The organism is Saccharopolyspora sp. NPDC000359, assembly GCF_040300525.1.
In the GTDB taxonomy this organism is placed as follows: Bacteria; Actinomycetota; Actinomycetes; order Mycobacteriales; family Pseudonocardiaceae; genus Saccharopolyspora.
On sequence record NZ_JBEPDU010000004.1, the window covers coordinates 1 to 12573 of the forward strand.

Annotated in this window: 10 protein-coding genes; 1 reads left to right on the plus strand and 9 read right to left on the minus strand. The window is 72.4% G+C overall.

Going from position 1 to position 12573, the window contains the following annotated elements:
• The 3 genes from ABT324_RS04095 to dacB form a co-directional block, all read right to left on the minus strand.
• Positions 1-347, minus strand: a 347-nt coding sequence (locus ABT324_RS04095; RefSeq protein WP_351171298.1) for a PP-loop family protein, incomplete at its 3' end; no start/stop codon positions are given.
• 48 nt (positions 348-395) lie between these two features.
• On the minus strand, positions 396-1514 hold the full coding sequence (locus ABT324_RS04100) for an Rv3626c family coenzyme F420 biosynthesis-associated protein (RefSeq protein WP_351171301.1): 1119 nt from the start codon (positions 1512-1514) through the stop codon (positions 396-398).
• Positions 1515-1568: 54 nt separating this feature from the next.
• Complete coding sequence (gene dacB, locus ABT324_RS04105) at positions 1569-5288, minus strand: D-alanyl-D-alanine carboxypeptidase/D-alanyl-D-alanine endopeptidase (protein ID WP_351171304.1); 3720 nt, start codon at positions 5286-5288, stop codon at positions 1569-1571.
• 395 nt (positions 5289-5683) lie between these two features.
• Here dacB and ABT324_RS04110 point away from each other — a divergent pair, with 395 nt between their 5' ends.
• The gene (locus ABT324_RS04110) at positions 5684-6172 is read left to right on the plus strand and encodes an inorganic diphosphatase (protein ID WP_351171308.1); all 489 of its coding nucleotides are present in this window, start codon (positions 5684-5686) and stop codon (positions 6170-6172) included.
• Positions 6173-6291: 119 nt separating this feature from the next.
• On the opposite strand, the gene ABT324_RS04115 is transcribed toward ABT324_RS04110, so the two are convergent.
• The 6 genes from ABT324_RS04115 to ABT324_RS04140 all read right to left on the minus strand — a co-directional run bounded on the left by ABT324_RS04115 (position 6292) and on the right by ABT324_RS04140 (position 12539).
• A complete protein-coding gene (locus ABT324_RS04115; RefSeq protein ID WP_351171311.1) occupies positions 6292-7896 on the minus strand; it encodes an MDR family MFS transporter in 1605 nt (534 codons plus the stop codon).
• Positions 7897-8044: 148 nt separating this feature from the next.
• A complete protein-coding gene (locus ABT324_RS04120) occupies positions 8045-8287 on the minus strand; it encodes a hypothetical protein (protein ID WP_351171314.1) in 243 nt (80 codons plus the stop codon).
• Positions 8288-8763: 476 nt separating this feature from the next.
• The gene (locus tag ABT324_RS04125; RefSeq protein ID WP_351171317.1) at positions 8764-9525 is read right to left on the minus strand and encodes a hypothetical protein; all 762 of its coding nucleotides are present in this window, start codon (positions 9523-9525) and stop codon (positions 8764-8766) included.
• Between the two features lie 163 nt (positions 9526-9688).
• The gene (locus ABT324_RS04130; protein ID WP_351171320.1) at positions 9689-10501 is read right to left on the minus strand and encodes a DUF4231 domain-containing protein; all 813 of its coding nucleotides are present in this window, start codon (positions 10499-10501) and stop codon (positions 9689-9691) included.
• Between the two features lie 247 nt (positions 10502-10748).
• Positions 10749-11294, minus strand: a complete 546-nt coding sequence (locus tag ABT324_RS04135; protein ID WP_351171323.1) for a M23 family metallopeptidase — start codon at positions 11292-11294, stop codon at positions 10749-10751.
• Positions 11295-11999: 705 nt separating this feature from the next.
• Positions 12000-12539: a YceI family protein gene (locus tag ABT324_RS04140; protein WP_351171326.1), complete on the minus strand. Its 540-nt coding sequence runs from the start codon at positions 12537-12539 to the stop codon at positions 12000-12002.
• Positions 12540-12573: the final 34 nt, after the last annotated feature.

Consider the following 12573-nt stretch of genomic DNA (forward strand, 5'->3'; position numbering starts at 1 on the left):
CGATCCCGGTCGAAGCGCGCGCGGCGCGCGGCGGCCTCCGGCCCACCCGGTCCCCCGACCTGGACCCGGACGACCTCGGCGACGGCCCCGAGCTCGGCGAGCTGCGCAGCGGCGCGCGCGGCGACGTCGGCGGAGCCGACCTGGAGCCCGTGGTCCACCACGAGGCCGTGCAGCGCGACGCCCGCGCGGCGGGCGGCGTGCGAGGCGGCAGCGGCGAGCGCCAGCGAGTCCGCGCCCCCGGAGCACGCGACGACCAGCGGAGCGCCCCGGAACGGCGCGGCCTCGGCGGAGCCGAGCAAGCGCCGGACGGCGCCTCGGACGGCGCTGACGGCGGGAGGCGGCGGCACGCCGCCATTCTCCCGCCCCGCGGAGCGGGGCCGTCCGCGGCCGCCCGGTCAGCCGTGGACGCGGCGGATCCAGGCGGCGGGGTCGGAGATCTCGGCGCGGGTGGGCAGGTGCTCGGGCGAGGTCCAGGCGGCGTTGAAGCCGGTCATGCCCACCTCGTCGACCACGTGGCGGGTGAAGGCCGCGCCCTGGGCGTACTGGCGGATCTTGGCGTCCACGCCCAGCAGGCTGCGCAGGATGCGGTCCAGCAGGCCCCCGCCCTTGCGGCGCTCGGTGAAGCGGCGGCGGATCGTCGCCACGCTCGGCACCACGCGCGGGCCCACCGCGTCCATGACGTGGTCGGCGTGGCCCTCCAGGAGGGTGGAGATCGCGATGATCCGGTCCAGCGCGAGGCGCTGCTGGGGTGTCTGCAGCAGTTCGACCACGCCGAGCACGCCCGGGCTGGAGTCCTCGGAGCGGGCCGCGCGGGCCTCCCGCAGGACGGTCGGCAGCCTGCTCAGCAGTTCACCGGTGGTGCCCTCCATCTCGGCGAGCAGCAGGCCCAGGCTCTCGGTGAAGTGCTCGCGCAGCCACGGCACCGCGTTGAACTGCAGGCGGTGCGTGGACTCGTGCAGGCACACCCACATCCAGAAGTCCTCGGCCGGGACCCCGAGGGAGCGCTGCGCCGCGACGATGTTCGGCGCGACCAGCAGCAACCGGCCCTTCTGCCCGGCCACCCCGGATTCTCCGTAGGGGTCGAACTGCCCCAGCACCTTGCCGCCGAGGTAGGCGAGCACCAGCCCGGCCTGCACCCCGGCGCCGCGCGCGCTCAACCCGCCGAACAGGTCGTCGACGCGCTGAATCCGGGCATCGGCCGAGGTCAGCGCCGCGTCGGTCAGGGCGGCCAAGCCGTCCGCGGCGCCGCGCACCCAGGACGGCCGGTCCACCACGTCACCAGCGATGATCGGCAGGTCCTGGCCGAGCCCGGTGACGTCGCGGACGTGGCTCTCGGCATCGACACTGAACCGCCGCAGCGAGCGGACCGCTTGCTCGGCGTCCTCGCGCGGCACCTCGGGGCCCGGCTTCATCAGCCGGACGGCGGTGGCGACGGCGACGTTCCAGTCCAGTGGCCGGTGCTCCCCGGCCGCGCCCGAACCCGGGGTCGGCAGGGCGGAAGGTCGGGCGTTCACACGACTGACCGTACCCGCTGCTCGACGCCCTGTCTCCGACCTCCGCCGCGCGGCTCAGCGGCAACCGCAGGTCCGCAGGGCTTCGGTCACCGCGTCCAGCGCCGCGCGCCCCTCTTCCGGGGTGCTCTGGCCGTTGGACATCAGCGCGAACACCAGCAGTCTGCCGTCCTCCGTGACGACCGTGCCCGCCAGGCTGTTCACCCCGTCCAGGGTGCCGGTCTTCGCCCGCACCCAGCCGCGGCCGTCGTTGTCGTCGTAGCGGTTCTCCAGGCTCCCGGTGCCGCCCGCGATCGGCAGCCCGGAGAGCAGGCCCCGCAGCTTCGCCGAGTCCGGCGGCAGCCCACCCTCGGGGCTGGCCGGGGCGGTCGCGGTGGTGAGCAGCTGGGCGAGCAGCTTGGGCGTGGCCCGGTCGTTCACCGACAGGCCGCTGCCGTCGGCCATCTGGGTGCCGGTGAGGTCGAAGCCGTGCTTCACCAGCGTGTCGCGCACGGCCTGCCACGCGCCGTCGAACGACGGGTGGTAGCCGGTCGCGACGGCCACCTCGCGGGCGAGCACCTCGGCGAGCATGTTGTCCGAGTGCAGCATCGCGATGTCGACCATCTCCTGCACCGTCGGCGACTGCACCTGGCCGAGGACCTCCGAGTTGCCCGGCGCCGTGCCCTTGGACACCTGCGTCACGCCGAAGGCGCTGGCGAGCCGCTGCGCGGCCTGCATCGCGGGTTGCTCGGTGCGCGGGCTGTAGTCCACCTTCGGGTCGTCGCGGCCGCCGTCGAGCATCACCGGCTCCATCGGCGCCATCATCCCGGCGCGCACGTCCCCCGGCAGCCAGCCCGGCGCGAGGAGGGGTTCGGGGTACCGGCTGGTGTCGACCTGCACCGAGGTCACGTGCCCGCCGGTCGCGTCCCGCACCTGCTGGAGGAGGTCGTCGAACCGAGCGGCCCCCGGGTACACCGACTCCTCGCCGGCCGGCAGCGAGGACAGCGTCACGTCACCACCCCCGACCAGGACCACGCTGCCCGGCTCGCTGCCGCGCACCACCCTGGTGGTCAGCCGCTGGTCGTGGTCGAGCACGAGCAGCGCCGCGCTCATCGCCAGCAGCTTGCCGGTCGAGGCCGGGACCAGCGCGTTCGCCGAGTTCTGCTCCCACAGCACCTCACCGGTCCGCGCGTCGGTCACCACTCCGGCGAGGGTGCCCAGCGCCGGGTTGCCCAGCGGCTCGGCGAGGGCCGCGGCGAGCCCGTTGCTGGTGGGCTGCGGCGCGTCCTGGGCGAGCGGCTTGATCGACGGGTCGAGCCGGACGGGCGGCGGTGGATCGGCGACCTGCGCCTCCAGCACCGCGTCGACCAGCTGCGGGCCGAAGCCGACGCCCGCGCCGAGCAGCACGACGACCACCACCGCGACCGCGATGAGTCCCTTGCGGCTGCGCTTCGGCGGTGCGGCGACCGGCGGCTGGGCGGTGGGCGGGATCTGCTGCGGCTGCGCCCGCCCGGCGACATAGGCCGGGGGCGCGACGCTCGGCGGAATCGCGGCGTTGCTCGGGGGTGCGGCGCTCGGCGGGTCGATGCGCTCGGGTCGCGCCCGCCCGGTCAGCCCGGCGAAGTCCTCGGGCGAGGCGGCGGGCGGGGCCTGCGGCGGCTCGGCGGGTGGCCTGGTGAGCCCGGCGAAGTCCTGCGGGGACGCGGTCGGGCTGGTCAGCCCGGCGAAGTCGGCGGCGGAGGCCGGGCGCGGGCCGTCGAAGTCCGGGCGGGCGAACTGCTGCGTCCGCTCGGCGAACTGGACCGGCGGCACCACCGGGATCCGCTGCGTGGCTGGTCCGGCGTCGGCGGGTTCGGGGTCGGCGGGTTCGCGCAGGCCCCGCAGGTCGGAGAGCTCGATGCGGGTGGTCCGCTCCACCTCCGACTCGGCGGGCACCTTCGCGATCTGCTGGGTGGCGTCGACCGGCTGCTGCCCGCCCTCGACCCGCGGGATGTCCGGCGCGGTGTCGCCCCGCCCGTCCTCGGCGGCCTCGACCCGGCTGATCAGCTGCGTCTGCTCGACGCTGCCCACCGGCGGCGCGTCGGTGATCGGCCGGAACTGCTGCGTCTGCTCGACGGCGGTCTCCGCCGGGGCCACAGCCTGCCCGGCCGCACCGGGCGGCGGGGTGACGGGCCCGGTCGTGTCCTCCTCGACCGCACCACCAGCCGGTTCCTGGGCCACGGGGCGGGTCGAATCGTCCTCGGCCTGCTCAGCCGCAGCGGGCGCCGAAGCGACCGGCCGGGTCGCACCTTCCTCCGACCGCTCAGCCGCAGCGGGCGCCGGAGCAACCGGCGGTGAGGGCTCTTCCGCCTGCTCAGCCGCAGTCGGGGCCGAAGCGACCGGCCGGGTCGAGTCTTCCGCCTGCTCATTCTCCGCAGCGTCCGAGGCGGTCGTGTCCTCCGGAACCGCCTGCTCAGCGGCGGCCGAAGCCGGAGCAGCTGGTTCGGTGGAACCTGTCCCTGCTGCCGGCTCGGACTCATCCGGCGCCGGTGCGGCTGACTCCTCCGGCACAGCCGGTTCGCCCCCGCTGGCCGGAACGGCCTGCTCAACCGGCGTCGAAGCGGCCGACTCCTCCGCAACCGGCTGATCAGCACCAGCCGAGGCGTCCGCCTCGTTCTCGTCCTCTGCGGCCGCCTGCTCGCTCGATTCCGGAGCTTCCGGCTCGGGCGAGTCCTCGACCGCCTGCTCAGCGGCGGCGGAAGCCTCCGGCGCGGCTTGTTCGGCCTGGTCAGCGTCGGCCTGATCAGTGCCGACCGGCTCGCTCGAACCGTCCTCGGCCCCCTGCTCCGCCGCGTCCGAACCGTCCTCGGCCGCCTGCTCGTCGGCCGACGGCCAGGACACCGCCTGCGCACGGTCGGAACCGGACGGCGCCGACGCCTCCGCCGCTCCGGCCGCCTCCTGCTGCTCACCCGCGCCCTGCTCGGCAGCACCCGGCTCGGCAGCGCCTTGGTCAGCCGCGTCCTGGTCAGCGGTCGTCTCGTCGCCCGCGGATTCGTCGCTCCCGGCTTCGTCGCTCCCGGACTCATCGACCCCGGGGGCCTCGTCACCGGACGAGCGCTCCTCAACGGACTCGACACCCCCGGCGGGGTCCTCACCGGACTCGGCGCTCCAGGTGGAGCCCTCCCCGGACTGGGCGCTCCCGGCGGAGTCGTCGCCGGACTCCGAGCTCGGGCCGTCCGGCTCGGCGGACTCCTCCGCACCCTGGTCAGCGACCGACTCGTCGTCCGCAGCAGCTCCGGCGCTGGCGCCGTCCTGCCCAGCCGGTTCGCCGGACGAGGTCTCCTCGCCGCTGGAACCAGCGTCGTCCTGCGGTTCGGCGGATTCCTCCGGCTCGTCGGCGGGGTCCGGCTCGGTGTTCTCGTCGAGGTCGACGGTTCCGGTCACACGCGCGGAGTTCCCGGTCGCCGCAGCTTCCGCGGGAGCGCTGGCGTCCGAAGCCGCGGGCTCATCCGCGCTCTCGGCAGCCTCCTGATCAGCCCCGACTGCTCCAGCGCCGGTGTCCCCGCCACTGTCGACGCTGTCGTCCTGATCAGCGTCGGACGCGGGCTGCTCGGAAGTCCCCGGAGCACCGTCGTCCGAGGTGGCCTGCTCACCCGCAGCCGAGGCCGAATCCCCAGCGTCCGCCGCGAGGCTGCCTTCGACGCGCTTCGACGCACTGGCCTCGGCCCCGCTCTCGACGGCCCCCAGCCGGGTCGTCTCCGCTTCCTCGGCCTCCGCGCCCTCCGGGTCGACCAGCGCGCCCGACACGCGCTTCGACACCGCGGTTGTGCGATTCGTCTCGGTCCCGTCCACCGACTCAGCGGTCGGTTCGGGTTCCCCCGAGTTCGCGGCACTGGCTTCCGCGGTTCGATCGGTCTTCGGTGGGGTGGTGTCCGACGCCTCCGGGGCGGGCGCTTCCGCAGGTCGGTCCGGCGGCGCAGCGCTGCGGCCTGGGCTCCCGCTGTCCGGCGACGACGCCCGAGCGCCGGTTTCGGCCACCTCACCCCCGCTGTTCTGGGGTTCGGGCACGTGCTCCTCCTCGACAGATCGCCAGCCTGCCAGATTGCGAGCTCCCGCACTGCGGTGGGGCTCGGTGCGCTGCCGTGGTCCACACTAGACGTGGCCGCGCGCCGGAGCGGGCGGCTGCATCCGACGCAAGACGAGTGAGGAACCGCGTGGACTTCGACGTCACGATCGAGATCCCCAAGGGGAACCGGAACAAGTACGAGGTGGACCACGAGACGGGGCGGATCCGCCTCGACCGCACGCTGTTCACCGCCACCCAGTACCCGGCCGACTACGGGTTCATCGAGGACACCCTCGGCGAGGACGGCGACCCGTTGGACGCGCTGGTGCTGGTCCAGGAGCCGACCTTCCCGGGGTGCCTGATCAAGTCGCGCGCCATCGGCATGTTCCGGATGCGGGACGAGAAGGGCGGCGACGACAAGGTCATCTGCGTGCCCTCCGACGACCCGCGGCAGGAGCACCTGCGCGACATCCACCACCTCGCCGAGTTCTACAAGCTGGAGATCCAGCACTTCTTCGAGGTGTACAAGGATCTGGAGCCGGGCAAGAGCGTGGAGGGTGCCACGTGGGTCGGCCGCACGGAGGCCGAAGAGGAGATCAAGCGCTCGTACGAACGGGCCAAGGAGCAGGGTCACTGAACCCCAGCTCCCAGAACGAGCCCTCCCCGCAGGAACGCGCGGAGGGCTTTTTCACGCCCGAAGTTGTCCACAGGGCTGGGGACAACTAGCCATCCCTGTGGACAACTCTGTGGAAACCGTCAGTCCAGGCGGACGTCGCGGAGGAACCAGGACAGCGCGAAGGCGACGACCACCACGCAGGCCCCGGTGAAGAACACCGTGCTCATGGCGCTGGCGAAGCCCTCCAGGACCGGGTGCGCCAGCCGGGGGTCCAGGTGGTGCAGGAACGACGTGTCGTTGAGGTCCATCGGCTGCCCGCCACCCGCCGAGGCCAGGAAGGCCTGGTTCGCCGGGTCCTCGCGCACCGCCGGGTCCCGCAGCGCCGCCAGGAACTCCGGCGACGCCGTCGCCGCGCGCATCGCCTCCCCGATCCGGCCGCCGACCGTGCTGAACAGGATCGACAGCAGGGCCGCCGCGCCCACCGTGCCGCCGGTCTGCCGGAACAGGTTCACCGACCCGGTCGCCACGCCCAGGTCGCGCGGGGTCGCGTCCGTCTGCACCACCAGGGTCAGGGTCTGCATCAGCATGCCGAGGCCAGCGCCCATCACGAAGGTGATCGCCCCCAGCGTCACCAGCGAGGTGTCCGCGTCGATCAGGCCCAGCAGGAACAGCCCGGTGGCCATCAGGGCGGTGCCGATGATCGGGAACGGCTTCAACCGGCCGGTGCGGGCGATCAGCTTGCCGCCCATGCCGCTGGTGAACCCGATCCCGAGCGACATCGGCAGCAGCATCAGCCCCGCCTGGGTCGGGTCGAGGCCCTTCACGATCTGCAGGTACAGCGGCACCGTGGTCAGCCCGCCGAACATGCCGATGCCGACCAGGAAGTTCAGCGCGTTGCCCATCCGGAACGACGGCAGCCGGAACATGCGCAGCGGCAGCAGCGCCTCCGCGCCCATCCGGCGCTCGGCGAGCAGGAACAGCACCAACCCCAGGGCCCCGATGCCGAACATGGTCAGCGCCAGCGGTGATCCCCAGCCCCACTCGCGGCCCTGCTCGGCGACGGTCAGCAGCGGTACGAGCGCCACCACCAGCGCCACCGCGCCGAGGTAGTCGACGCGGTGCTCGACGCGCTCGGTGACGACGTTGAGCACCTTCGACACGACGACCAGCGCGACCAGCCCGAGCGGCAGGTTCACCAGGAAGACCCAGCGCCACCCGTCGATGCCCAGGAAGCTGTCCATGCCCGCGAACAGCCCGCCGATCACCGGGCCGATCACGCTGGCGACGCCGAAGGTCGCCATGAAGTAGCCCTGGTAGCGGCTGCGCTGCCGGGGCGGCACCATGTCCGACACGATCGTCAGCCCGAGCGACATCAGCCCGCCGCCACCGAGCCCCTGCACCGCGCGGAAGGCGGCCAGCTGGTAGATCGAGCCCGCCGTGCCGCACAGCAGCGACCCGGCCAGGAACAGCGAGATCGCGGTCAGGTACAGCGGCTTGCGGCCGTAGATGTCGGAGAGCTTGCCGTACAGCGGGGTCGAGATCGTCGAGGTGATCAGGTAGGCGGTGGTGATCCAGGCTTGCGCGGTCTGCCCGTGCAGCTCGTCGGCGATCACCCGGATCGCGGAGCTGACGATGGTCTGGTCGAGCGCGCCCAGGAACAACCCGAGCAAGAGCCCGACGAGCACGGTCCGGACCTGGCGCTGGCTGAGCGCGGCCCGAGTCGGCGGCGCAGCCGTTTCCGACATCTGTTCTCCTAGCTTGGTTCCGGTGCCCGAGCAGCTGGCGCGCCGCCGTCCGCCCCGGATATTGGTTGCATAGCTCAACTAATACCTGGGGGGAGAATACCCATCCCGAACCACGCCCGGAGCAACCCGGAAGCCTGTGCGCTCCACGTCAGCGCCGCGGCACCCGCCCCAGCGGAGTCCCGTCGGCCCGGCGCACCACCACCACCGGAACCGTGGACGCGTGCCGACCACTGCCCGGCGTGAACCGCGCCCGCTCCGGGCGCTGCTGGTAGAACCAAGCCAACTCGGTCCGCGCCCGGGCCACGCCCCGCCGACGCACCCAGTACCGGCGCACCCGCCCAGCAGCGGACGCCAACCCGGCGAAGACCACGGCCATCGACCACAACATCACGCCACCTCCCGCCGAGGAGGGAATGCCCAATCCCCGCCCGAATGATGCCGAGCAACGCGGAACCACCCGTTCAGAGCAGCGTTGGTTCACGCGTTCAGAGCAGTGGAGTGCGGTGAGTTCGAGGCTTTTCCGGCATATCAACACTGGCGGCCGGGACACGGCGTGGCACATCAGGGGGCGGCCAGCTTCTCAGCCCTGCTGGATGATCAGCGGTGACACCGGGAGGAGCCGACGGGTGGTCACCCTGGGGGCGTCCTCACCGCCCATCCGCCCATTTGCCCCTGAGTCCAAAGTGGATCAAAAATTCAATACTGCGCGCCCCATTGGCGATCTGGGTGTCGGCATGACGATGGCCCTCGCGGGGGCGAGGGCCATCGGGGCTTGGGTCAGGGCGTTCCCGGTACTTCGCCGGTTGGGCGTCGCGGGGTCAGGACCCTGTGTTCGTGGGGTTCTTGTTGGGGTGCCGGGGTTTTCGGTCAGCCACCCAGCTGGTGGGTGCCGCCGAGGGGGCCGTGGGTGAGCAGGTCGTTGACCTTCTCGCCCGCGCCCACCGGGAGGACCTGTGCGGCCGAGTTCGCCTTGGCGGCCGGGAGGCCCTGCGGGAGGCCGCCGGTCAGGTCGCTGACCGCGCCGGTCGCGTCGCCGGCGGTGCCCAGCAGGTCGCCGGTGCGGGCCAGCGGGGTGCTGTTCACGACGCCGTTGACCGTCTCGCCGACCAGGTTCACGTCGTTCGCGGGCAGCGGGGCGGGCTTGGGCTGCGGGGCGGTGGGCTGCATCTGGTCCAGCACCGGGTCGAGACCGGGGACCACGTTCCCGCTCTTGCCCGCGGGCAGGGTCTGCCCGGCCGGGAGGACCTGGCCGACCGCGTCGACCGGGAGGCCGCTGAGCGGGTTGCTCGGGTCGAGGGACTTGCCGCTGACCGCCCCGGTGAGCTTGCCGAGCAGGTCGCCAGCGGGCAGGCCGTTCGCGACTCCACCGGTGACGCCACCGGCGAGGTCGCCGACCGGGTCGGCGCTGCGGCCGCTGAGCTGCCGCTCCAGCGGAACCACGTCGCCGACGGTCTGCTGCGCGGAGTGCAGGGTGCCCGCGGCGTGGTACGCGGTCTGCGCCAGGTTGTTGTCCGTGGGCAGGGTGGCGGGCAGCTGCGGGGTCTCGGCGGCGTTCGCGGTGGTGGCCATGCCGACGGCACCGGCGCCGCCGACCAGCACAGCGGCCGCGGCCGTAAGGGTGCGCTTCATCGCAATGCTCCTCTCTGCACAGGCCGACTTCCTGTGCCGCGGCGGAGATTACGGAAGGATCACCCTCCACTATTCAGCGATCACATAAGTGGGAAATGCGCACTACCCGTAGCCGAATTCCCGGTTCCGCGTCCCACTTTCGGGCAAAACCACGCGGCGGCGACTACTGACCGGGCGCGTCGATCGCCGCCGACGGCAACCGCCACGCCTGCTCGGCCCGCAACGCCTCCACCGCATCGGCGAACTCCGCGTACGCCTCGCGCTCACCGTCGAACCGGCGGTACCGGCCAACCCGAAGCTCCACGGCCTCGTACTCGCGCTCCAACGCGTCGGCGGTCTGCTGCAGCGCCTGCGCGCGGTCCCGGTACTTCGCGTACCCGGCGAAGGCCGCGCACACCGCGACCAGCAGGCTCAGCACCGCCGCCACCCACCGTACGTCCACAACGGACACCGCAGCCGCGGTGACGACGGCAGCCACGATCGAGCCGCCCACCACCACCGCCTGCAGCGCGTTGTCCTTCCACTGGTCGCGCCGCGCCTCGCCGCGGTAGCGCTCGACCAGCTCCGGCAGCTGCGCCCGGTAACGCTTGTGCGCCGCCAGCAGGTCCCCGGTCCCCAGTTCTTCGAGCAGGTGCTCGCGGTAGCCGTGCTCCAGCGCACGCAGTTCGGTCTCCACCGCGCGAACCTTAAAGTGCTGCCGGTAGACGAAGTTCGCGGCCACCGCGGTCGAGGCGACCGCCAGCGCGAACACCACCGCGGCCGGTGCGGCGATCCCCCATAACAGCAGCGCGACCACTCCCAGGACGACCAGCAGCACGTTGCCCGGCACCGCCCAGAGCAGCAGCAGCCGCTGGACCATCCGGCCCCGGTACAGCTGCTCGGAGCGCTCGGTGATCCGGCGTTCCCAGTCCACCGGCCGGTGGTCCCCGCGGAGCACTCCGCCACCGATGATCCCGGCCGTGTCCACTCGCTCCATCACTATCCTTCCAGCGCGTTAGTGCGATCGAAGTAGCTCCCGGAGCACCACGACAATCGGCCAGGAGGGTGATGGTCTGCTCGGCCTTCCGGACCACTTCCGGCTGCGCCGGGTGATCGCCGCTGGTTCGGAGGTCAACCGCCGCGAGATACTCCGCAGTGATAACAGCGGATGGCGGTGCCCAGCTCCGGAGCAGCCACTGTGGCAGCGCCAGCGGCGGGGTGGTCACGCGGGTCCGCAGCGCGGTTCACCCGACCAATTCGGCGGACCGCTCCGCGTAGAACCGCACCGGGTCGACCGGCACCCCGGCCACGTCGATCTGGAAGTGCAGGTGGGGTCCGGTGGAGTGGCCGCGGTCGCCCATCGTCGCGATGACCTCCCCGGTCCGCACGGATTGCCCGACCGACGCGAATCCGGCGTCGATGTGCCCGTAGGTGGAAATGATGTCGTGCGGGTGCTCGATCCGGATCCACAGTCCGTATCCGCTCGCCGGGCCGAAATCGATGACGACTCCCGACGAAGCGGCGCGGACCGGGGTGCCCACCTCGTTGGCCACGTCGACGCCTTCGTGCGTGGTCCCCCACCGCTCGCCGAACCCGCTGCTGATCTCGCCCTCGGTCGGCGCCACCCACTGCTGGGCGGGCTCGGGGCGCGGAGCTGCGAACTCGGCGGCGGGGACGGCCGCGGCGCGGGGTGGCGCGAAGGCGGCGGACAGGTCGGCGGACGCGCACGCGAGGCTGGCGGTGAACAGGACGGCCAGACCGCCGAGCGCGGTCCTCTCTCGAATTGCCATCGGATTCCACTCCTCCCGCCATCCGCCACACCGGGCGATGGCCGGGCTGAATTGGCGCGGAACGCGTCGAATTCCGTTCGACCCGACGCGGGGCGGCCCGGGTCGATTTCAGACGAGGAAATCCGGGAATGCATTCCGGAATGGCTCGATGGCATGAACGGCGTCGAATTCCCGCGCCTCGACCGGACGATGCGGGAAGTCAGCCAGAAGGAACCACCGCGAACACCGGGAGTCCACAGTGGTCGCGATTCTCGGTGAACCGGAGCGGTGCGGAATCCGAATACCGTTCCGCTCCTCACTGACGGTGCCGACCTGCCGATCGACCCCGGATTCACCCCTCCACCACGCCGGATCTCACCTGATCGAGTTAAAACGGGTCAGCGGGGCGTCCTCCCCGGCAGCTGACACCCGGCCGGCGGAACCCAGCTACCGCGAGCGATCACGATGCCGCCGCTCGGGTGACCGCGAACCCGGGTTGGCGGCGGCCTGGACGCGTGCACCGGATCGCCGCTGGCTCACGCGATCACGGCGCTGGCGCCGCGCGTCGGTGCGCAGAACGCCAGCGCCGCTTCCTCCCCCACCGATCAGCAATCCGCGCGGGTCGCTCGACTCTCCAGGTTCCGTTGCGGAAGAACGAGGTTCGAAGGTGCGGAAACGCTCATCGCCCGCCAGGGCGCGGACTCCAGCCGCGCCCGGACCAGGACGTCACGGCTCGACGAACTGCACGTCGAGCTGGATCTTGACCACGTCACCGAGCATCGCCTCGGCCATGCCGAAGCTGATGCCGAAGTCGCTGCGCCGGATCTGCCCGGTGGCCTCGAAACCGGCGTGCCGACTGCCGTCGAAGACGTCCTCGACCCCGCCGAACTCCACGGTGAAGCTGATCGGCCGGGTCACCTCACCGATGGTGAGCTCGCCGTCCATGGTCCAGTCCGCGCCCTCCCCGCTGAGCGCGGTGGAGCGGAAGGACATGGTTGGGCGCTTCTCCACGTCGAGCAGGTCGGGGGCGAGCACGTGCGCGTCGCGGTCGCGGTTGCCGGTGTCGATGGAGGCGATGTCCACCTCGGCGGTGATCGCGCTGTCCGCCAGCGTCTCGCCGACCACGAGCTCGGCTTGGAACGCGGTGAAGCGGCCGCGCACCTTCGACACCCCGAGGTGCCGGATGGCGAACCCGACGGAGGAGTGCGCCGGGTCGAGCGCCCAGCGGCCGGCGACGAGTGGGAGTGCATTGGTTCGAGTGGTCATGCCGCCACCCTGCGCCCCGGGACGAGCGCTGGGG